Genomic DNA, 21095 nt, shown 5'->3' with positions numbered 1-21095 from the left:
CGGTGCCCCGTAGCCCACACGCCGGCGGGAGGTTGATTACCGCGGAGCCGTTACCGCGGGTGTGCCCGCCGACCTGATCGGACTGTTGCCGCCGTGGGTCCTTTGGGGGATCGCCCTCGGGACCGCCGCCACCGGGGTGGTCGCGCTCGCCTTTTACCTCGGGGACCGGTTCGCGCCGCCCCGCGCCGCGGAGACCGGCCGCCGCGGCGCCGCCGGCGACGAGCGTCGCCGTCGCGAGATCCGGTCGTACCTGAACGCCGCGGGCGAGCGCTTCGACGAGGACCACGCGTTCGACGACGTCGCCGTCCCGTTCTACCTCCCCGACCGCGGCGTCGCGATCACCTTCGACGCGCACGACTACTTCCGGCTGGAGGGCGAGGGCGTCTACACCGTCCTCTGTGAACACGAGATGCCGGGGCGCGGACTCGGTCGTCGCCTCCCCTTCGACGTCGACGAACCCGACTGGGCGAGCCCGAACGACTCGGGCGCCGATCGCTCAGATTCCGGCCCGTTCAACGGCGGTCGATTCGGGAGCGACCGGTTCGGCGGTGACCGATCCGTCGGGCGGTCGACGCCCCGCGGTCCCGGCGGCGGGGCCGACCCCGTGGGCGTCGCCTTCGACGAACTCGGCCTCGACCGCGACGCCGACCTCGACGCCGTGAAGGGCGCCTACCGCGAGCGCGCCAAGGAGACCCACCCGGACCAAGGCGGCGACGAGGAGTCGTTCCGACGCGTCCGAGAGGCGTACGCGACCGCCCGCAACCACGCCGACGGCGGAGCAAACGCCGGGGGGCGGGGCCGTTCCGGCGGCCGGGACGCGGACCGCACCGAGGGGCCCGGCGACCCCGACGCGGGCCGACGCGGGGAGCGGTCGCCCGGGTTCGGACGGTGACCGATCCCGACGTCGACCCCGCCCCCGACGGCGGCGTCGCGTTCGCGGAGCGCGCGATACACCTCGCCGGACCCGACGCGCTCGTCGTCGCCGACCTCCACGTCGGCCGCGACGAGGCCTCCGCCGTCTCCCTCCCGCTCGGCGAGCGCGCGGACCTCCGCGACCGCCTCGGCGCGCTCCTCGATCGGTTCGACCCGGCGACGGTCGTCGTCGCCGGCGACGCGATACACACCTTCGACCGAGTCACCGACCGGAGCCGCGAGACCCTGAACGCGCTCCGCGACGCCTGCGAGGCGAACGGCGCCGCCCTCGAACTCGTCGCCGGGAACCATGACGCCGCGCTCGCGAACGCGTGGGACGGGCCGATCCGCGACGAATTGGTCCTCGGCGCGGAACGCGATCGGGACACCGAGGGGACGCGGGTGGGTGACGACGCGACCGACGGCGACCCGGGCGCGCACCGCACCGTCGTCTGTCACGGTCACGAGGCGCCCGCGACGGCGGCGGACCGATACGTGATCGGTCACGTCCACCCGACGATCGAGATCGAGGGCGACAGGCGCCCCTGTTTCCTCCGCGGCGACGGGACGTACCGCGACGCCGACCTCCTCGTGCTCCCCGCGTTCACCCGACTCGCCCCGGGCGTGACCGTCAACGACGCGACGACGGCGGGACTCGACTCCCCGCTCCTCTCCGACGCCGCCGCCCTCGCCCCGGTGGTGTACGATCCCGACCGCGAGGAGTCGCTACGGTTCCCGCCGCTCGGACGGTTTCGCGAGCTGTTGTGAACGCTTTTGCCCTCTCGTGAGTACTGTGACCCATGAACACGGAAAACGCCTGTCTCGGCTGCGGCGAGCCGTTCGACTGGGGGGAAAGCGAGTGTCCGGCGTGCGGCTGGGACCGCGACGAGTGGGCCGCGAGCGGTCGACACGGACTGGAGAGGGAGGGGCACGGCGAGCCAGAGACGGACGGCCGGTCGGAAGGCGGCGGGGGGCTCGGCGGACTCGGACCGATCCGCTGAGGCGGGAAACCGCGACGGAGGGAGAGGAACGAGACCGAGGGCGCGGAACGCGACAGCGGACGAGGCGGGGGCCGACCGCGAGTCAGTCGTTGCTGCCGAGCGTCCACGTCGAGGTGAACTCGTCGACGTCGCCGTCGTACGCCGAGGGACCGTCGCCCGACTGGTCGACGTACGACGCGCCGGACCCGTCCGGGCCGTCGGGCCCGTGGCGCGCCCGGTGAAGCGCGTCGCAGACGGCGCCCTGTCCGCCCATGTTCACGCTCGCCAGCCGGGAGCGCTTCTGGACCACGTCGAGTCGCTCGGCCGGGATCGGGTCGCCCTCCGGCGTCAGGAACAGCGTGTCGTCGGGCTCCGTCACGTGGCCGCTCGTCTCGACGCGGTCGAGGTAGTCGGCGACCGGTTCGGCGTCGACGACGACCGCGAGGCCGTCGAGCGAGACGTGCGCCTCGTCGCCGGCGACCTCGACCTCCGAGCGTTCGAGGGCGACGACCTGTTCGGGGTCGACGCCGGCGTCGAGCAGCTCGCTGACCGCCTCGCGCTGCGTCGAGACCCGAGCCTTGTCGGCGATGGCCGCACGCACCGCCGCCACGCCGCCGTCCGCGTCCGGGAACGTCTCCCCGAAGGTGTCGCGCGCGTTCACGCCGGTCGTGATCTCCTCGCCGTGCATGTGGTCGCACAGCTCGATCCGGGCCTCCCGCACCCAGTCGAGCGCCTCGACCTCGTCGCGGGCGTCGGTGGCCATCATCCACGCGAACGCGGGCGAACACCACGCGGTCGGAAGCGTGAATCGGACCTCGACGCGGTCGCCGTCGACCTCGATCGCGTCGACGTAGTCGAGTTCGACGATCGAGCGGGCGAGCTCCGGGTCCTCGACGCGGTCCAATCGGTCCCTGACCGTCGACGTTCCGTCCGGATCTCCGCTCGGGTCGTCCGTCGAGTCGCCGGCGTCGCCGGTCATGTCGCTCGCGGCGTCGCCGCCGGGACCGCTCGTCGGGCCTGCGCTGCTCCCCGACATCAGTCCGCCGCGGCCCCCGCGTCGCCGCCGTAGTGGGACTCGAGATCGAACCGCTCGGTGACCTCGTCGTCGCGGAACTGGCGCTTCTTCTCCTCGATGTCGATGTCGTACAGCTCCGCGGCGTTCTCGCCCATGACCTTCTTCATGGTGTCGACGTCGAGTTCGACCCCGTACTCGTCTCGCTGCTCGTCCGTGAGCTCCGCGTTCAGCACCTGCTCGACGAGCCAGTCGGGGTTCCACAGCGCGTAGTCGGAGCCGAACAGGACGCGGTCCTCGCCGAGCCAGTAGAGCAGTTCGCCCATGATCTCGCCGAACTTCCGCGGGCGGTTCGTCGACATCGCGGAGGCGACCGCGAGCCCGCCGTACACGTTCGGCTCCTGGGCGGCGATCCAGCAGAAGTCGTCGAGCCGCGGGAGCCCGACGTGGTTGACGATGAAGTTGAGCTCCGGGAACGACGAGGCGGCGTCGTCGATGTCCTTCACGTCGAACGCGTCGCGGTTGAGCGGGCGGATCGTCGGCCCCTTGTGGGCGTTGATGTTCTCGATGCCGAGGTCGGCGCACTTCTCGAGGAACTCGAAGGCCTCGTCGCTGTCGAGGCGCCACCCCTTCGACTCGCCGCGCCACTCGGCGGTGTACAGCTTCACGCCGGGGATGTCGTACTCCGCTTTGAGGTGTTCGAGGTAGCGCAGACCCTCCTCCCCGTCGCGCGGGTCGAAGCTCCCGTTCAAGACGAACCGCTCCGGATACTCCTCGGCGAGCTCGGCGTTCTGCTCTGTCGTGTTGAACCCCTCGTCGTAGAAGTCGTCGAGGTACGTGGGCTGGAAGATCGCCATGTCGGCGGCCGCGTTGCCGAACAGGTCCTCGGTCATCTTGTCGGCGCCGTAGTGCCGATAGGTGTCGATGTCCCACTGCTCCTCCTCCGGGGTGAACCCGGTGTGGTAGTCGTAGAAGCACTGGAGGAACTGTTCGCCCCCCTCGTGGATGATGTTCTCCTCCCGCGCGTCCCACAGGTGAACGTGGCCGTCGATGACGAAGATCTCCTCGCCGTCCATCTCGTACATACGAGTCACTCTGTGACGTGTTTACATATAACTATAAGGATCGTTCAGGTAAATTACCTGTTCGTTTCCCGTTTACCTCGCTACTGACAACAGAACGAACGTTTATGACATAGGCCGCGAGAGAGTACGTCACATGCGAGCTGCCAGACTCCACGAGTACACCGACGACATGAGCGAGGGGCTCAGCATCGACGAGGTCGACCGACCGGCGGCGACGGGGCCGGACGACGTGATCGTCGAGGTCGAGGGCGCGGGGTGGTGCCAGACGGACAACCACATCATCGAGGGGATGTGGACCGAGTACGTCCCGCAGGAGCTCCCCTTGACCTTGGGCCACGAGAACGCCGGTACCGTCGTCGAGACGGGGGATAACGTCGACCTGGTCTCGCCGGGCGACCCGGTGATCTGCCACCCGGTCCAGACCTGCGGGACGTGTCGCCCGTGCCGGCTCGGCGAGACGATGTACTGCGAGAACGACGCGTTCAACGGGCTCACCACCGACGGCGGCTTCGCCGAGTACCTCCACACCAGCGAGCGCTCGGTGATCCCGCTCCCGTCGGGCGTCGAGCCGATCGACATCGCGCCTCACGCCGACGCCGGGATCACCGCGTACCACGCCGCGAAGAAGGCGGTCGCCGACCTGAACCCGGGCGACCACGCCGTCGTCATCGGCGTCGGCGGCCTCGGCCACATCGGCCTCCAGTGCCTCGACGCGATGAGCGCGGCCCGGATCACCGCGGTCGATCTGAAGGACTCGGCGCTCAACCTGGCGGAGGGGTACGGCGCCGACCACCTGATAAATCCGGGCGAGGAGGACGTCGCGGCCGAGATCGAGGGGATAACGGACGGCACCGGCGCGGCGCAGGTGCTCGACTTCGTCGGCGAGGACGTGACGACCTCGTACGCCCCCGAGATCACCGCCGCCGGCGGCGACCACCACATCATCGGCTACGGCGGCCACGTCCACGAGCCGTCGCAGGCGCTGGTGAACGGCGAGTTCTCCTTCGTCGGCAACATCGTCGGCCGGTACGCCGAGCTCCAGGAGCTCGTCGCGCTCGTCGAGCAGGGCGACGTCGACCTCCACACCAGCCGGTACGACCTCGGCGAGATCAACACGGTCGCCGAGAAGCTCGAACACCGCGAGATCGACGGGCGCGCCGTCATCACGCCCTGACGGGTCTCCACCCCCCTGACGGGCCTCCGACCGACGAACCGTGGCCCGGCTCACGGGAGGGTTTCGGTGTTCGTCCCGAATCAGCGGACCGCGGACCGCAGAGCCCGCTTCACAACGATCCGAGGGTCCGTCACCGGCGGATCCGCCGTCGCGCGTTCCGGGTGGTCGGTGAGTGATCGGAGACGCAAAACGGCGTTTCATTCACGGGAAAGCCTTTATCCCGCGTTCGTGACCTCCGGGTATGGATCGATACCTCCCGCCCGAGTTGGGGCTCTCGTCCCCGGAGCGGTGGGCGCTGTTCGCCGGCGGCTACGCGTTCGCCTGCGGCGCGGTCACCGCCGGCCTGCTCTCGACCGTCCTCGGCCTCTTCGCCGAGGTTGTCGGCCTCTCGCCGTCGTTCCCGGTCCCGCTCCTCGCGGCGCCGGCGCTCCTCGTCGGCACCGCGGTCTGGTGGCTGCTCGTCGAGCGCCGCGCGACGTACACGTACCCGGCCGGCGTCGCGTTCGGAGCGCTCACGGCGCTCGGCACCGGCCTCTGCTGGATCGCGTGGTTCCTCGTCGTCTGGAGCGTCGACCTGCTCGTCGCGGGGCCCACCCCGATCCTCGTCGGCCTCGTGATCGGACTGACGACGGCCGCCGGCGCGCTGATCGGCCCCCCGATAACCTTCCTCCGCCGCCGGAGCCGAGCGGGCTCGGACGCCGGCGCGACCGCTAACTCCTTGTGACCGCGGCCCACACCAATCGCTCATGAACGAGAACGGCGGCGACGCGGGCGCGCCCGGCCGCGACGACGCGACCGACCCCCTCGCCGGCGAGGACCTCTACCGCGTGCTCGGGCCGGACGGCAGCCCCCTGCCGGACGCGACGGTCCCGGACCTCTCCGACGAGGAGTTCCGCGCGATCTACCGGGACCTCGTCGTCACGCGCCGGTTCGACGAACGCGCGGTGAGCCTCCAGCGGCAGGGACGGATCGGGACGTACGCGCCCTGCGCGGGCCAGGAGGGGTCCGCGGTCGGCTCGACGCACGCGCTCGCGGACCGGGACCTGATCAGCTACCAGTACCGCGAACACGGCGCGGTCGTCGTCCGCGACCTCCTCTCGGAGTACCTCCCGTACTGGATGGGTCACGAGTCCGGGACCGAGGCGATCGCCGACGGCAACGTCTTCCCGCTCAACATCGGGATCGCGGCGCACCTCCCGCACGCGGTCGGCGCCGCGTGGGCGTTCGACTACCGCGACGAGGACCGCGTCGTCGCCGCGCACTTCGGCGACGGCGCGACCAGCGAGGGCGACTTCCACGAGGCGATGAACTTCGCGGGCGTGTTCGACACGCCGACGCTGTTCTGCTGTCACAACAACGGCTGGGCCATCTCGATCCCCGAGTCCCGCCAGACCGCGAGCGACACGTTCGCGCGGAAGGCGACCGCCTACGGCTTCGACGGCGTCCGCGTCGACGGGATGGACCCGCTCGCGAGCTACGCGGTCACGCGGGAGGCCGCCGAGCGCGCTCGCGGGGGCGGGGACAGTTCGGGGGACGACCCCGACACCCTCCGACCGACTCTCATCGAGTTCGTCGAGTACCGGTTCGGCGCGCACACGACCGCCGACGACCCGACCGCCTACCGCGACCCCGACGACGTGGAGCCGTGGCGCGCACTCGACCCGCTCGACCGGATGGAGGCGTTCCTCCGCGAGACCGGTCGGATCGACGACGCGGGCGTCGCGGCGATTCGCGACGAGGCGGACGACGTCGTCGCCGACGCGATCGACTTCGCGGAGTCCGTCGCGGCCGACCCCGCCGACATGTTCGACAGCGCGTACGCCGAACTCCCGCCGGAAGTCCGCCGCCAGCGCGACGAGCTGCTCGCGGCCGTCGAGGAGCACGGGAAGGAGGCGTTTCTGCGGGAAGAATAACTAACTGGAAACGAGTAGACGTACTTAGACGATGGATCCGATGGACCGCCTCCGTGCGATCAAGCGAGTTCTTCGCGACCGAGACGTCGACCTCGATCGCATGCGACGCGAGTCGAAGTCGGACTGGGAGTCTGGGCGCGACGACGATCGGTTATAAATACTCCGCCGCCGCCGCGGCCGCCTTCCGCCCGCTCTCTAACGCGCCCTGGATCGACGACCACTCCGTGTAGTCGCCGGCGAGCGCCACTGGTCCCTCCGGGTCGTCGGGATCCGGGAGGTCGGCGTGGACGCCCGGCGGCTGTGCGAACTGCGCGAACCGGATCCGGTGGACGTTGAGCGTCTCCAGCCCGGAGAAGTCGCGTTCGGGGAACCACGCGTTGAGCGCGTCGCGGACGTCGTCGCGGAGGTCTTCGTCGGGCCGGTCCAGCGCGTCCTCGCCGAGGAACGTCGCCGCGAGCAGCGCGCGGCCGTCCGGCGCGTACTCGGGCGCGACCTCGGACATCGGCACGACGGCGCTCGGGGGCTCGCTCGCGGCGTTGAGCAGGATGCGCTCGCCGGTCTCGAACGACTCCCCCGCGGGGAGCGCGTACCAGCCGGTGACGTTCGGGACGCCCTCCGTGGGAACCGACTCGACGCCCGTGAGCCGCCGGGCCTCGGGCGCCGAGGTCGCGACGACGACCGCGTCCGCCTCGCGGGTCGCGCCATCCGCGAGTTCGACGGTCGCGCCGTCGGCGTCGGCGGAGCCGGACCGGAAGGGGATCCGCCCGCCGCCCGCGATCCGGACCGATTCGACGTCCTCGCCGGTCTCGATCGTCACGCCCGCCTCGCGGGCGCGGTCGGCGAGCGCGGCGGGGAGCGCGGCCATCCCCGCGGCGGGGAAGCCGATGGAGCCGCGCCCCATCGCGCGGAACGTGTACTCGAAGACGTGCTTCGAGGTCGAGAGGGTGCGGTCGAGGGTGATCCCGCCGTAAAAGGGCTCCACGAAGTTCTCGACGTAGTCCTCGGCGAATCCCCAGTCGCGAAGGTACTCGCGGATCGGCGCGTCCGGGCCGGCGAAGAACTCGTCCGCGTCGCGGTTCGCGAGGTCGTACCGGAGCGCGAGCGTCCGGAGCTTGTCAGAGAGGGAGACCTCGTCGTTCAGGAGCGAGGGGAGCGCGGCGCGCGGGTCCCGGAGCGGGTCACCGAGGGTCGAGCGCGAGCCCGGTCGGCAGATCGTCGCGCCGGGCGCGAACGTCCGCAGGTCGAGGTCGTCGAGCCCGTCGGCGCCCAGTTCGCGCTCGACGGCGGGGTAGCCCGAGAAGAGGACCTGGAAGCCGCGGTCGAGGGTGAACCCGTCGACCGTCTCCGTGCGTACCCGGCCGCCGACCTCGGGCCGTCGCTCGTACAGCGTCACGTCCGCGCCCGCCTCGGCGAGCCGCGTCGCCGCGACGAGCCCCGCCAGCCCGCCGCCGACGACCGTGGCGTCTCCGTTCATAGGTGCGGTTTCGGGTCGCGGGATTATAAGCGGCGGCGAGTCGATACGAGTCGCTTTCGCTCTCGTGAACACCTGCGCCCGCCTCCCGGCTGCCCCTTCGAGTCCCGCCCCGCACGGCACCGCAGCCTCACGCCTCCCCAGCCTCGTCGGCGGTCCTCCGCGTTGCTCCGGACCACCGACTCCCTCGCACGCGCTGTCTCGCGGCCGCCGAGGGCGGCCGCTCGAAGGCGCGCGCCGCCGCACCGCCGGCGGTCCATCCTCCCGCGACTCGCGTCCGAGTGCGAAGCGATTAGTCGCCGCCGCCACACGGTTCGGTATGGAGACGACCGAGACCACGCCGGCGTTTCGCGGGCTGAAGAGTCGGGCGTCGGGACGCGTTCACGAGACCGCCGACGCGGCGGCGATCGACGACGACGAGCGGGCGCGGGGGCTCGACCCGACCTACGACTACGACGCGGTCGACCCGGACGACCTGTTCGACCCGGCGGCTCGCGGCGGGAGCGGGGACGCTCGCGCGGCGCCCGCGACCGCCCGCGGCCACTGGCGCTTCGACGCGCTGCTCCCGTTCCCGGCCGCGGACGCGCTCACCGCCGGCGAGGGCGGGACGCCGCTCGTGGCCACCGACCGCCTCGCCGACGAGCTCGACGTGGCATCGGTGTACGTCAAAGACGAGGGCCGGAACCCCACCGGGACCGTCCTCGACCGCGGTCTCTCGCTCGCGATGACCGCGGTGGCGGGACGGGTCGCGGACGGCGCCGACGTCGAGCCGCTCGTCTGCGCGAGCCCCGGAAACGCCGGCCAGTCGATGGCGGCGTACGCGGGCCGGGCGGACCTGCGCTCGTACGCGTTCGTCCCCTCGCGGTGCGCGTTCTCGAACAAGGCGATGACGAACGTCCACGGCGGCGAGATGCGCGTGGTCGGCGGGCGCTTCCCGGACGCGGCCGAAGCGGTCGACGAGCAGTTGGAGACCGACTACACCGACCTCGGGGAGTTCGTCACCCCGTACCGCCACGAGGGCGGCAAGACCGTCGCGTTCGAGCTCGTCGCGGACCTCGGTGACGCCCCCGACGTCGTCGTCGTCCCGACCGGGTCCGGCGAGGTCGTCGCCGGCGTCCGCAAGGGGTTCGTCGAGCTCGACCGGGTCGGTGCGATCGACGGGACTCCGAAGGTCGTCGCGGCGCAGGCGTCCGGCTGCGCCCCGATCGCGGCCGCGGTCGAGCGCGGCCTCGACGAGCCCGAGCCGTGGGAGACGCCGGACACGATCTGCGGCGAACTGGAGATCCCCGACCCGGCTGGCGGCGCCGCGGCCGTTGAGGCGGTCACGGAGAGCGGCGGGACCGCGGTCGGCGTCGACGACGAGGACATCCTCGCGAGCGCGACCGCCGTGGCGCAGAACGAGGTCGTCGAGATGGGCGCCACCGGCGGCGCGGCCCCCGCCGGGGCGTGGGCGCTCGCGGAGGACGGCTTCTTCGATGGCGACGAGACCGTCGTGCTGCTCAACAGCGACGCCGGACTGAAGACGCCGGACGTCCTGCGCAGCCACCTGATGGGTCAGGGAATCTGAGCCGGAACGTCGGTCAGCGGTCGGTGCGACTCGCGCGCTCCTCGCCGGTCACTCGCGCCGCGCGAGCAGCCCGGTCGCGAGCAGCGCGAGGGCGGCCGCGACGACGCCGAAGCCGGGCGACTCCGCGCCCGTCTCTCCGGCGCTTCCGTCGCTCTCGTTCCCGTCCGCGGCGGTCAGACCCGTTTCGTTCCCGTCCGCGCCGTCGGTCGACGAGCCGTCGTCCGCGCCGTCGGTCGCGGTACCGTTGCCCGACGAATCGCCGTCGTCCGCGCCGTCCGTCGACTCGCCGCCCTCGCTCCGGAGTTCGACCACCGCGTTCGACAGCGTCGTCGTCGACTCGATCACGCTGCGCGGCGCCGGCTGGTTGAGGTAGTTCACGTTCATGACCACGTAGCTGTCCTCGGTGCCCGCGGTCGTGCTGGCGTACGGTTCGGTGTCGAGGATCGCCGCTTCGGGGTCGGTGACGAGGATCAGTTCCGGGTTCGCTTCGAGGATGACCTCGTCGGAGAGCTGCGGGTACCCCGATCCGACGTCGGCGGCGACGTTCTCGGTCCCGCCGACGGTCATGATCGCGTCGATGAAGGTGTTGTTCGCCGCGACGTAGCCGCCGCCGAGCGGGTACAGCGCAGCCGGGCGGTCGACGCCGCTCGTCCGCTCCTCCGCGGCCTCGACCGCGTCGTACATCTCCTCGTTGGTCTCCGCGGCGGCGTCGCACGCCCCCACGAGCCGACCGATCGTCTCCGTCTTCTCGGCGATGTCGTCGATCGAGGTGGCCGCGGGGAAGTGGTACACCGTCAGCCCCTGCTCGCGGAGCGGCTCGACGTCGGCCGCCGAGGAGTTCGGCGCCAGCACGAGGTCGGGCTCGGTGGCGACGACGCGCTCGACGCTCGCGCCGAACGAGGCGGAGACGTTCGCGCGCTCCTCGGCGCCGTCGAGGTAGGTGGCGAACCGGCTCACGCCGACGACCCGGTCCTGTGCGCCCAGCTCCCACAGCGTCTGCGCGGCCGAGGGGTTGATCGTCGTGATCCGCTCGGGGCGCTCCTCCAGCGTCACCGTGGTCCCGGTGGCGTCGGTCGCGCTGACCGGGAAGCCGCAGGCGCCGTCAGTCTGCGCGGGGCCGCCCCCCGTCGCGCCCGCGGCTCCGACCGCCGGCTGCGCGCCCGCGGTCGGTCCGTCGATCGATATCGTCGGCTGTGCGCCCGCGGCAGTCCCGGCGACGCCGCCGATCAGGGCGGTCGTCACCAGCACGGCCATCGCGATCGCGAAGCTGTTTCGCATCGCATCCACGACCGGGCTCGTCCAATAAGTATTTACCTACTACAAGTTGTGTTGGAGTACGGATGCGTCCCTGGGTGCGGTCGGCGGGCTGGTCGGCGGCGATAGCCGCGCTGCTCGCGGTCGTCGTCGTCGTCAGCGCCGCGATCGGACCGGTCCGAATCCCACCCGAGACCGTCGTGAAATCGGTGTTGAACGCCTTTTCCGTGCCGTCGGGAATTGAGACGACCGCGAGCGGCGTCGGCCCGCTGCCGGTCCCCGGCGTCGGGCCGCTCACGCTCCCGGGACTCGGCCTCGCGTTCGCGTCGCCGTTCGCGTTCCCCGTCGACGCCGTCCACCAGCAGATCGTCGTGGGGGTGCGGCTCCCGCGGATCCTGCTCGCCGCGCTCGTCGGGTTCGCGCTCGCGGCCGCCGGCACGGTGATGCAGGGCTTCTTCCGCAATCCGATGGCGGACCCGTCGATCATCGGCGTCTCCTCCGGGGCCGCGGTCGGCGCGGTCGCGTTCATCGTCTTCCCCGTCGCGCTCTCGACGACCGTCGCCGTCCCCCTCCTCGGCGCCGTCGAGGTCTCGCTCTCGCGCGGCGCGGGGACCAGCCTCTTCGCGTTCGCCGGCGCGCTCGTCGCCGCCTTCGGCGTGTACGCCATCGCGACCCGTCACGGTCGGACGCCCGTCGCCACCCTGCTCTTGGCCGGCGTCGCGGTCCAGACGTTCCTCGGCGCGGTGGTCTCGTACCTCCAGCTACAGGCCGGCGAGTCGCTCCGGCAGATCGTCGCGTGGCTGATGGGCCACCTCTCGGGCGCGGCGTGGAGCGAGGTCGCTGTCACCGCCGCCGTCGTGCCGCCGCTGTTCGCCGTGTTGCTCGCGTACGCCCGCGACCTCAACGTCCTCCTGCTCGGCGAGGAGGAGGCCCGCGGGCTGGGTATCGCGGTGGAGCGCACGAAGCGGATCCTGCTCGCGGCCTCGGCGCTCGTCACGGCCGCCGGCGTCGCGTTCGCCGGCGTGATCGGGTTCGTCGGCCTCATCGTCCCGCACATGCTCCGGCTCGTCGTCGGCCCCGACCACCGAGTGCTCCTCCCGACCGCGGCGCTCGCGGGCGGTACCTTCCTCGTCGCGGCCGACACGGTCGCGCGCTCGGCGCCAGCCGAGTACCCGGTCGGCATCATCACCGCCGCGGTCGGCGCGCCCTTCTTCGTCTACCTGCTCGTGACCCGGGAGGTGACGGAGCTGTGAGCGCGGACCGCTCCGACGACGAGGCTCCCTCGGCCGCCGCGGCCGACCCCGAGTCGCTCCCCGACACGTCGCTCTCGTTCGGTGACGAACCGCTCCTGTCGGCGTCGGATGTCGCCGTCTCGTTCGACGACGTCGACGTCGTCTCCGGCGTCGACCTCCGGGTCGAGCCCGGCTCGCTCGTCGGCCTCGTCGGCCCCAACGGCGCCGGCAAGACCACGGTGCTGCGCGCGGTCACCGGCGCGGTCGAGCCGGACGCGGGAACGGTCCGGATCGGGGGCGAGCGGGCGTCGTCGCTGTCGCCCCGCGAGGTCGGGCGCCGCGTCGCGAGCGTCCCGCAGACGACGAACCTGGCGTTCGACTTCCCCGTGCGACACGTCGTCGAGATGGGGCGAACGCCGCACCTCGGTCGCCTCGACGCGCACGGGGTCGAGGACGACGACGCGGTCAACGCCGCGATGACCGCGGCCGACGTCGAGCGCTTGGCGGACCGGTCGATCACGGCGGTCTCGGGCGGTGAGCGCCAGCGCGTGCTGCTCGCGCGGGCGCTGGCGCAGGCGGCCCCGCTCCTCCTCCTGGACGAGCCGACCGCCAGCCTCGACGTGAACCACGCGGTCGAGACCCTCGAACTGGTCCGCGAGTTCGTCGACGACGGCGAACGCGGTGCGATCGCCGCGATCCACGACCTGGACGCGGCCGCGAGGTACTGCGACGAGGTCGTCGTCCTCGCGAACGGCGGCGTCCGGGCGGCCGGCCCGCCGGAGTCGGTGCTGTCGGCGTCCGCGGTCGGCGCCGCCTTCGACGCGGAGGCGTTCGTCGGTCGCAACCCGGCGACCGGGACGCCCGCGGTGACGGCGTTCCCGCACAGCGACGTCGAACCGCGGCGGGTTCACGTGATCGGCACGGGGCGCCCGGCCGCGCGCGTCGTCGCCCGGTTGGCCGCCGCGGGCCACGAGCCGTCGGTCGGGGTGGTCCCGGAGGGCGATGCGGCCGCCGGCGCCGCCGCGGACGCGGGCGCGACGGCGGTGACGGCGCCGCCGTTCGAGGGACCGACCCCGGAGACGACTGCCGCGGCCCGCGACCTCGCCGCCGAGGCGGACGCGACGCTCGCGGTCGGGACCGCCGGGGGCGAGTCCGTGATCGCGGGCGGCCCGAAGGCGGGCGGCCCGAACGCGGACGTAGCGGCGGCCGCGGACCGCCTCGTTCCCGTTCCGGCGGACGTCGACGACGCGAAACTGCTCGACGCGGTCGGGGCCGCGGCCGCGACCGCGGACCGAGGGTGACCCGCCGAGTTCCGCGCGCCATCCGCGAAGCGTCACCGTTTATTCGCTCGCCCCCCTCCGTCCGACGATGAGCGTTCCCTGCGTCGCCGTCGCCCGCGAGCGCGGCGAGACCGTTCGGAGCCGGCTCGCCGACGCCGACGCCCTCGACGGCGACCACCAGATCGCGGTCGACGACGACACGATATACATCCCCGTGGTCGGCCGCGACCGAGTCCCCGCCGACCTCGCGGACCGGATCGTCGCCCGCGACGCGGCGGCGCGGGACCGCCCCACGGCGCCCGCGGAGATCCTCGGCTACGAGCCCTCGCTCGAACGGCTGGGGGGTATCGTCATAATCGACGAGGACGACGACGAGCGCGCCCGCGAGATAGCCGACGCCGTGATGGCGGCCGACCTCCCCTGCGAGACCGTCCTCAACCGCGCGTCGCCGATCGAGGGCGAACTCCGGGTCCGCGAGTGGGACGTGCTGGCCGGGAACGGGACCGAGACCGTCCACCGCGAGTACGGCCACGAGTTCGCGCTCGACGTCGCGGCGGTCTACTTCTCGCCGCGGCTCGCGACCGAGCGCCACCGCGTGGTCGAGCAGGTCGAATCGGGGGAGTCGGCGGTCGACATGTTCGCCGGCGTGGGGCCCTACGCGATCCCGTTGGCGTCCCGCGGCGCCGACGTGGTCGCCTACGACCTCAACGAGCGCGCGGTCGAGTACCTCCGCGAGAACGCCGAGCGCAACGGCGTCGCGGACCGCGTCACCGCGATCGCCGGCGACGCCCGCGACCTCGCGGACTCGCACGCCGGGACCGCAGACCGCCTGGTGATGAACCTCCCGCACTCCGCCGAGGAGTTCCTGGAGGCCGCGGTCGCGCTCGCGGGCGACGACTGCGCGGTCCACTACTACGACATCCAACACGAGGACGACCCGTTCGGCCCGGGCCGGCGCGCGATCGAGGCGGCCGCGGGCGACGCCTACGCCGTCGACGTCGAGACCGAGCGCGTCGTCAGGTCGTACGCCCCTCACGAGTACAACGTCTGTCTCGACGTCCGGCTGACGCGCGTCGACGACTGAGCCCGCCGCCGGGCGCCCGGGGGCGCTCGGACAGACACGTCAGGGGAGTAACTTATGAGTGATGCTCACTAACGTCTCATGGCATGAGCGACGCCGCAGACCCCGAGGAGCGCATCGACGAGACGACCACCTGGCCGGAGCTGGCGATCGGACTGTACGACCGACTGACCGGACGGGACGCGGAGATACACTACCAGTTCGAGGACATGACCGTCGAGGTGCCGAGCGGCACGGGCGACGACGCCGAACACGCCGAGTGGCGCATCGACGGCGGGGTCCGGGTCACCACGAGTGAGCGGGAGTGAGTCGGGGCGGCGGCTCACGGTCGAGACCGAGGACCTGACGCTGTCGACGGGCGGGGCGGAGGCCGAAGTCCACGCGACGGACCGCCGGGTGTTCGTCGAGGTCGACAGCGCTCGCGACGCCCTCCGCATCGCCCGGCGACTCCCGGACGAGTCCGTCTCGAACCTCGCGGTCGCGGAGCTGGTTCGCGGCGGGCTCACCGCCGAGGTCAGGGTCCGCGGCCGAACGGTTGCGGTGGCGGGCGCTGACGCGCGCCCCGGTCCGCTCTCTCACCGCCTCGGCGTCGCGCCCGCCGAGGTCCGGCTCGCGGGGCTCGTCGGCGCCGGCTACGGCGGCCTCTCCGCGGCGGCGCGCCGGACGCGGCGGCTGTTCGCGTAGTTCGCGTCTCGCGCGCCGACGCTCGGATGCGCCGAGCGGTCCGGCCGCTCGCAAGGAGGCGTCGAGACAGCGAGAACGCCGCGCCGCCCGAGGGGGTCGGGGCGGCGCGGCCGTGGCCCGTCACATGACAAGCGGTCGCGGCGGCGGTCTCGGACCAGAGGCGATTCTGCGCTTGGCGCGTCGGAGACGCGTTTCACACGGTAGCCGCGACGGAACGCCGATCGGGATGACGGCCGCGCCGAGTCGTCGTGGGGGTGACGACCGGCGGGACCTTCGCCGCCCGGCACGGGCTTCGACCGGGCACGCACCGCCGAGGGATTCGATCCCCGCCGTCTCGGCACGCGGGCGGTGTCATCACGCTCAGATTGAAGTCCGAACACGTATTTAGTCTTTTTCCTTATATAGTTGTGTTGTCTCCCGATTTCTTGTGTGTCTCATGGTAGTATTCGAGGGTATCAGAGACGTATGTCTGATTAATATCGGAATAATTCACCGGTTCTAGCGAGCGACTGGAGGCGCCGAATCGCCGCTCCGTCACCGTTTCGGAACCCTTATTTTTCCGTCCGGGAATTGAAGCATGCGTGCCGGAGTAGCTCAGCTGGCAGAGCGATTCCTTCGTAAGGAATAGGTCGAGGGTTCAAATCCCTCCTCCGGCTCTTTTCACCGACCGCCGCCGAACCGAGGAGCCTCGACTCGGGCGCCGTCGCACTCCCGTCTTTCCCCGATCGACTACGTCCGATCGTTCGGTCACCGGAACTCGATATAGTATTTATATTATCCAAATAATATTAGGAATGTGAATATCTACCACGGGAGCGTGTGTAGATATATGCGACCAAAATACGACTGTGACGGCGAAGAAGTGTACGAGTGTTTCGAATGCGGTCGTCGGACCGGCTCGCCGGGCGAGTGCGAATGCGGGGGTGAACTCCACCACCTCGGGCGCTCGCGGGACCTGTGACCGGCGGACTCGACCGACCTCGGACGGTCGTCGGTTCGGTCAGTTGTCCCCGGTAGCGTCGGCCTCGTCGCTCCCGTCGTCGGAGTCTCTCTCGGCTCCCTCGCCGTCGCCCGCGTCCGCCTCGGGGTCGTAGCCGGGGAGCGAGAGGACGTTCTCGCGGCCCAGTCGGAACCCGTCGAGGTCGCCCTCGTCGCGGAGTCCGGTCACCACCTGGCTCGTCTTCGCGGCGGTCCAGTCCAACTCCTCGGCCACCCGCTTCTGTTTCATCCGCCCGCCCCGCGACTCGATCAGCCGAAGCACCTGTTCCTCGTTGCTCAACAGGTCGCTGTCGACGGGCGGCGTCTCGGCCGACCCGCGCTCCGATTCGCCGCCGTCCGCGTCGCCGCCGTCGCGCTCCGCCCCGTCGCTCGCGGCCGCGCCGACGGTCGCCGCGTCCGCCGCCTCGCCCGCGGTCGCCTCGCTCTCGGTCGCCGTCTCTTCGCTCCCGGCCGCGACGACTCCCGCGCCCGCGTCGTCCTCGTCGCCCCGCCGACGATACGCGACGGCCCCCCCGGCGACGACGAGCAGGCCGAAGAGCGCGACCGCTCCGGCGGTCGGCAGCCCGGAGAGCGGGCCCGCGGGGGCGACCGTGAGCCGCGGCTGCCCGGCCGAGAAGTCGACCGGGCCGTTCCAGACGACGGACTGCTCGCGCACCTCGTCCGGGTCCGGCGTCGTCTCTTCTAGGCGGTACCCCTCGGGCCACGAGACGATGAGCGACGAGGAGCCGTCTAAGAACAGCCCGCCGACCGCGTCGCCGACCCGGAGTCGGTCGCCGTCGACGGCGGCGAAGTTCGTCCACTCGAACCGATAGGTCAACACGCCGTACGCCTGGGGGAGCTCGCGGCGCTCGGCGGTCACGGTCACGTTCGACACCGTCATGTTTCGGCCCGTTGCCGACTCGGCGGTCGCCGCGGTCGAGACCATCCGCTCGCGGAAGCGGCTCGTGTACGCGTCGGTGTCGCTCTCGACGTCCGCGCGGAGTCCCTCGAACGCCCGTTCCTCCTCGTCGGTTGCGAGTCGGATCCGGTACTCCACGGTCCACTGCGCGTCGCCGTCCGGTTGGACCGCGACCGCCAGCGACACGTCGTCCGGTTCGACGTCCATCTGCGCGAAGCCGCCCTCGAACGGGACCGCGCCCGCGCCGCCGGCACCGAGCGCGAGACCGGCGACTCCGAGGAGGGCGACGACGACGAGGAGAACCGACGCTCGCTGCACGGATCACGTCACGCGGAGAGCCGATAAATTCCTTCTCATCCGCGACGGCTCCGATACCCCGGCGCGGGTCGAACTGCGCCGCGTTCCGAGCCCACCGCGCGGCATCGCTCACCCACCGAGTCGCGGCCCGGCGTCGCCGTTCGAGCCGTTCCCCTCGGAACGGTCACCGCCCGGACCGCCCGGACCGGTCTCCCCGTCGGCGTCGTCTCCGGAGTCGGGCGGGGCGCCCGTCGACGCGTTTCCGGAATCGTCGTCGGTCGCGGTACCGTTTCCGGGCGGGTCAGACGAGTCGGAGCCGTCCGCGGTATCGGTCTCCGAGCCGTTTTCGGCACTCTCTCCGGCGGGACCGTTCGGTCCGGGGACGCCGCTCGATCCGTTCCCGGGGCCCGTCTCCGACGGTCCCGTCGACCCGTTTCCCGAACCGGCGCTGGGCGTACCGGCTGCTCCGGCTCCCGGCGGTCCGACCGATCCGTTCCCGGGGCCACCCCCGGACGAGCCGTTCTCGGGTGGGCCGGCGTCGCCCGGCGGTCCGCGATCGGTTCCGTTGCCGGGTGGCCCGCGCCGTCCGGGTCCGATCGGCCCCCCGACACCCCCGCCGGCAACGCTGCGGGCGATTGCGGCGACCTCGGGGCCGCTGAGCTCGTTCGCGCGCTCTCGTAGCGCCGCCAACCGCTCGGGGTCGACGCCGCGCTCGTCCCGGACGGCGGCCGGGAGCGACGCGACGACGCTCGCGCTCCGATTCAGCGCGCGGGCGAGCGTCTCGATCCGCGCGGTCGTCCTCGCCATCCGGGCGGCGTACTCGCCCCGGCTCAGCTCGCCGGCCTCGCGCCGCTCGCGGAGCTCCTGCTGCCGCTGCTCCAGCTCCGCGAGGCGCTCTTCGGTCCGGTTCAGCCGGTCCGCGACGACGTCGGCGCGGCTCTCGTTGGTCTCGGACCGTCTGAGCGCCACCTCGAATGCGCGCGACTCGACTTCTCCCTCGATTTCGGCGCCCTGAACCCCGACGACGCCGGCGAGACGCTCACCGGGACTGAGGTCGAGCGAGGCGTTCGCGCCGCTCCCGTTCGTCGTCGTCGGGTCGAGCTGTGCGGTCACCGTTCCCGCCGGTGCGCCGGCGACGGCGCCGGCGATCACCGCCGCGGCGACGGCCGCCGCGAGGAGACTCGCGATCCATCGGTTCATCACCAGTCCGTACGCGTCCCTCACCTATATATCCGGAACTCCGTTAAGCCGGATCAACGCGGATTAATCGGGGGACGTGACGGGGACGGGGTGATATTCGGAAACGTGCGTCGCCGCGGGATCCCCCTCGTCCCGCGTCAGTACGTCTTCGCGAAGTACGCGGTCCGCTCGGCGTCGTCGTCGCACATCGCGCACGTCTCGTCGCCGTCACCGTCGACGAGCGGGTCGTCGTCCTCGAAGGGGACCATCACGATCTCGGCGGCCAGCGGCTCCTTGATCGGTTCCTCACAGGCCTCGTCGCCGCACCACGGCGCCTTCACGTAGCCGCCGTGCTGGCCGAGCGTCCCGAGGATCTCGGCGCGGTCGTCGGCCTCGCGCACGCCGTCGTCGAGGGTCTCCTCGGCGGTCGCGTACAGCTTGGCGTAGATCTCGTCGAACCCGTCGCGGACGGCGTCTGCGACGCCGTCGCGGTCGACCTCGATCGTCTCGCCGTCGGGGCGGTGAACGAGGGTGAGCTCCCCGTCGTCGACCTCGTGGGGCCCGATTTCGATCCGGAGCGGGACGCCGTTCAACTCGTGTTCGTTGAACTTGAACCCGGGGTTGCGCTCGTCGCGGTCGTCGAGCTCGACGCGGATCCCGGCCTCGTCGAGGTCCTCGGCCACGCCCTCGGCGTACTCCAGCACGTCGTCTTTCGTGTCCTCCTGCCAGATGGGGACGACGACGACCTGCGTGGGCGCGACCGTGTGCGGGAGGACGAGCCCCTGCTCGTCGGAGTGGGTCATGATCAGCGCGCCGAGCGCCCGCCACGAGAGCCCCCACGAGGTGGTGTGTGCGGTCCGCTCCTCCTCGTCCTCGTCGGAGTAGGTGATGTCGAACGCCTCCGCGAACGACTGTCCGAGGTGGTGGGAGGTGCCCGCCTGGACCGACTTCCCGTCGGGCATCAGCGCCTCGACGGTCGTCGTAGTGTCCGCGCCGGGGAACTTGTCGTGGTCGGGCTTCTGTCCCTTGAGGACCGGGAGCGCCAGCAGGTCCTCGTAGACGGACTCGTACTGGTCGAGCCGCGTCAGCGTCTCGTCCCACGCGTCCTCGCTGGTCGCGTGCGCGGTGTGGCCCTCCTGCCAGAGGAACTCCTTCGTGCGGAAGAACGGCTTCGTCTCGGTCGCCTCCCACCGGACGACGGAACACCACTGGTTCACGCGCAGCGGGAGGTCCCGGTGGCTCCGCACCCACTGGCTGATGTACGGGGTGATGATCGACTCGGAGGTGGGCCGGACGGCGAGGCGCTCCTCGAGCTCCTTGTTCCCCGCCTCCTCGACCCACGCCACCTCGGGGTCGAACCCCTCCACGATGTCCTTCTCCCGTTCGAGGTACGACTCGGGAATGAACAGCGGGAAGTAGGCGTTCTGGACTCCGGTCTCCTTGAACTTCGCGTCGAGGAACCCCTGGAGCCGCTCCCAGACGGCGTACGCTCGCGGGCGGGTGACGATGAAGCCGCTCATGCCCTCCGGTCCGTAGTCGGCTAGCCCCGCCTTCCGTACGACCTCGGCGTACCACTCGCCGGTGTTGTGCGTCTTGGACTCGGTGATGCCGAGCTCTTGGTCGTCGTCGCTCATTACTCTCGAAAGCGGGTGTCGCGGGCTTAAAAGGTCCGAACCCGACCGCCGCGTCGGGGCGGCGGCCACGCGCGCCCCGCTCTCGCTCGCGGACGCATCGCGTCGGCGGTCCCGGTCGGACCGGTCGTCCTCCCGGCGCGCCGCCCGCTTCGGTTGGCTCCGATTACTCCTCATAAATATCGCCGGTAAGGCCCGCTTTCGGCGTAAAACGAGCGAAATCCGGTGTGAACGGTCGTCGGGGTACTTGTCCGTCCCACCCGTGGGTCGACGCATGAGGTTCCCGACGAAACGGACCGTCCTACTCATCGCAGCGGCCCTCGTGCTGTCGGCGTTCGCGGCGACGATCGTCCAGCAGGCGCTCGCGGTGTGACCGGGGCAATCGGGGAACGACGGGTCGCCGGAGCCCCTCCCCGGACGCCCGTCGGACCGTCGCGTCCGGAATC

Annotated in this window: 20 protein-coding genes and 1 tRNA gene; 14 read left to right on the top strand and 7 right to left on the bottom strand. The window is 71.6% G+C overall.

Annotated elements, in window-relative coordinates:
- Positions 1 to 61 precede the first annotated feature (61 nt).
- From EXE42_RS04865 to EXE42_RS04855, 3 genes are read left to right on the top strand one after another with little or no spacing between them, the layout of a single operon-like run.
- Complete coding sequence (locus tag EXE42_RS04865) at positions 62 to 892, top strand: J domain-containing protein (protein ID WP_137705997.1); 831 nt, start codon at positions 62 to 64, stop codon at positions 890 to 892.
- Positions 889 to 1680 carry a metallophosphoesterase gene (locus tag EXE42_RS04860; protein ID WP_137705996.1) on the top strand — a complete coding sequence of 264 codons (792 nt, stop codon included), beginning with the start codon at positions 889 to 891 and terminating at the stop codon, positions 1678 to 1680. Before EXE42_RS04865 ends, EXE42_RS04860 begins: the two co-directional genes overlap by 4 nt.
- A gap of 32 nt (positions 1681 to 1712) precedes the next feature.
- Complete coding sequence (locus EXE42_RS04855) at positions 1713 to 1913, top strand: hypothetical protein (protein WP_092921240.1); 201 nt, start codon at positions 1713 to 1715, stop codon at positions 1911 to 1913.
- A gap of 82 nt (positions 1914 to 1995) precedes the next feature.
- On the opposite strand, the gene EXE42_RS04850 is transcribed toward EXE42_RS04855, so the two are convergent.
- A complete protein-coding gene (locus EXE42_RS04850) occupies positions 1996 to 2928 on the bottom strand; it encodes an iron-sulfur cluster assembly protein (RefSeq protein ID WP_092921241.1) in 933 nt (310 codons plus the stop codon).
- Positions 2928 to 3989 carry an amidohydrolase family protein gene (locus EXE42_RS04845; protein WP_092921242.1) on the bottom strand — a complete coding sequence of 354 codons (1062 nt, stop codon included), beginning with the start codon at positions 3987 to 3989 and terminating at the stop codon, positions 2928 to 2930. The genes EXE42_RS04850 and EXE42_RS04845 overlap by 1 nt, the downstream gene beginning before the upstream one ends.
- Positions 3990 to 4122: 133 nt before the next feature.
- Here EXE42_RS04845 and EXE42_RS04840 point away from each other — a divergent pair, with 133 nt between their 5' ends.
- From EXE42_RS04840 to EXE42_RS04830, 3 genes are all read left to right on the top strand, one after another.
- Positions 4123 to 5163, top strand: coding sequence for an NAD(P)-dependent alcohol dehydrogenase (locus EXE42_RS04840; RefSeq protein ID WP_092921243.1), 1041 nt, complete (start codon positions 4123 to 4125; stop codon positions 5161 to 5163).
- Positions 5164 to 5404: 241 nt separating this feature from the next.
- On the top strand, positions 5405 to 5887 hold the full coding sequence (locus EXE42_RS04835) for a hypothetical protein (protein ID WP_092921244.1): 483 nt from the start codon (positions 5405 to 5407) through the stop codon (positions 5885 to 5887).
- A gap of 22 nt (positions 5888 to 5909) precedes the next feature.
- Positions 5910 to 7076 (top strand): thiamine pyrophosphate-dependent dehydrogenase E1 component subunit alpha, encoded by a 1167-nt coding sequence (locus tag EXE42_RS04830; protein ID WP_137705995.1) that lies wholly within the window; start codon positions 5910 to 5912, stop codon positions 7074 to 7076.
- 151 nt (positions 7077 to 7227) lie between these two features.
- On the opposite strand, the gene EXE42_RS04825 is transcribed toward EXE42_RS04830, so the two are convergent.
- Positions 7228 to 8550 carry an NAD(P)/FAD-dependent oxidoreductase gene (locus EXE42_RS04825; protein ID WP_137705994.1) on the bottom strand — a complete coding sequence of 441 codons (1323 nt, stop codon included), beginning with the start codon at positions 8548 to 8550 and terminating at the stop codon, positions 7228 to 7230.
- A gap of 316 nt (positions 8551 to 8866) precedes the next feature.
- On the opposite strand from EXE42_RS04825, the gene EXE42_RS04820 reads away from it, so the two are divergent.
- Positions 8867 to 10114: a pyridoxal-phosphate dependent enzyme gene (locus EXE42_RS04820; RefSeq protein ID WP_137705993.1), complete on the top strand. Its 1248-nt coding sequence runs from the start codon at positions 8867 to 8869 to the stop codon at positions 10112 to 10114.
- Positions 10115 to 10162: 48 nt separating this feature from the next.
- On the opposite strand, the gene EXE42_RS04815 is transcribed toward EXE42_RS04820, so the two are convergent.
- Positions 10163 to 11392, bottom strand: a complete 1230-nt coding sequence (locus tag EXE42_RS04815) for a PGF-CTERM-anchored ABC transporter substrate-binding protein (protein WP_137705992.1) — start codon at positions 11390 to 11392, stop codon at positions 10163 to 10165.
- A 62-nt stretch (positions 11393 to 11454) separates the two neighbouring features.
- Between EXE42_RS04815 and btuC the strand changes: the two genes are divergently transcribed.
- From btuC to EXE42_RS04780, 7 genes are all read left to right on the top strand, one after another.
- Positions 11455 to 12621, top strand: coding sequence for a vitamin B12 ABC transporter permease BtuC (btuC, locus tag EXE42_RS04810; RefSeq protein WP_092921249.1), 1167 nt, complete (start codon positions 11455 to 11457; stop codon positions 12619 to 12621).
- On the top strand, positions 12618 to 13901 hold the full coding sequence (locus EXE42_RS04805) for an ATP-binding cassette domain-containing protein (RefSeq protein WP_137705991.1): 1284 nt from the start codon (positions 12618 to 12620) through the stop codon (positions 13899 to 13901). Before btuC ends, EXE42_RS04805 begins: the two co-directional genes overlap by 4 nt.
- A 67-nt stretch (positions 13902 to 13968) precedes the next feature.
- Complete coding sequence (locus EXE42_RS04800; RefSeq protein WP_137705990.1) at positions 13969 to 14964, top strand: class I SAM-dependent methyltransferase family protein; 996 nt, start codon at positions 13969 to 13971, stop codon at positions 14962 to 14964.
- 83 nt (positions 14965 to 15047) lie between these two features.
- Entirely contained in the window at positions 15048 to 15269 is a 222-nt protein-coding gene (locus tag EXE42_RS04795; protein WP_092921252.1) for a hypothetical protein, read from the top strand.
- Entirely contained in the window at positions 15256 to 15645 is a 390-nt protein-coding gene (locus EXE42_RS04790) for a peptide ABC transporter ATP-binding protein (RefSeq protein WP_092921253.1), read from the top strand. Before EXE42_RS04795 ends, EXE42_RS04790 begins: the two co-directional genes overlap by 14 nt.
- A gap of 583 nt (positions 15646 to 16228) precedes the next feature.
- Positions 16229 to 16301, top strand: a tRNA-Thr gene (locus EXE42_RS04785).
- Between the two features lie 173 nt (positions 16302 to 16474).
- A complete protein-coding gene (locus EXE42_RS04780) occupies positions 16475 to 16606 on the top strand; it encodes a rubrerythrin-like domain-containing protein (RefSeq protein ID WP_137694416.1) in 132 nt (43 codons plus the stop codon).
- A gap of 39 nt (positions 16607 to 16645) precedes the next feature.
- Here EXE42_RS04780 and EXE42_RS04775 read toward each other — a convergent pair whose 3' ends face one another.
- From EXE42_RS04775 to proS, 3 genes are all read right to left on the bottom strand, one after another.
- Positions 16646 to 17860: a hypothetical protein gene (locus tag EXE42_RS04775; protein ID WP_092921254.1), complete on the bottom strand. Its 1215-nt coding sequence runs from the start codon at positions 17858 to 17860 to the stop codon at positions 16646 to 16648.
- Between the two features lie 108 nt (positions 17861 to 17968).
- On the bottom strand, positions 17969 to 19039 hold the full coding sequence (locus EXE42_RS04770; protein ID WP_137706020.1) for a hypothetical protein: 1071 nt from the start codon (positions 19037 to 19039) through the stop codon (positions 17969 to 17971).
- 137 nt (positions 19040 to 19176) lie between these two features.
- Positions 19177 to 20652 carry a proline--tRNA ligase gene (gene proS, locus EXE42_RS04765; RefSeq protein WP_092921256.1) on the bottom strand — a complete coding sequence of 492 codons (1476 nt, stop codon included), beginning with the start codon at positions 20650 to 20652 and terminating at the stop codon, positions 19177 to 19179.
- Between the last annotated feature and the right edge of the window lie 443 nt (positions 20653 to 21095).

The sequence above is a fragment of the Halorubrum sp. SP3 genome, assembly GCF_005435195.1.
GTDB lineage: Archaea > Halobacteriota > Halobacteria > Halobacteriales > Haloferacaceae > Halorubrum > Halorubrum sodomense.
The sequence above is the reverse complement of the archived record's forward strand: the minus strand, read 5'-3'. Positions and strand labels throughout refer to the sequence as shown.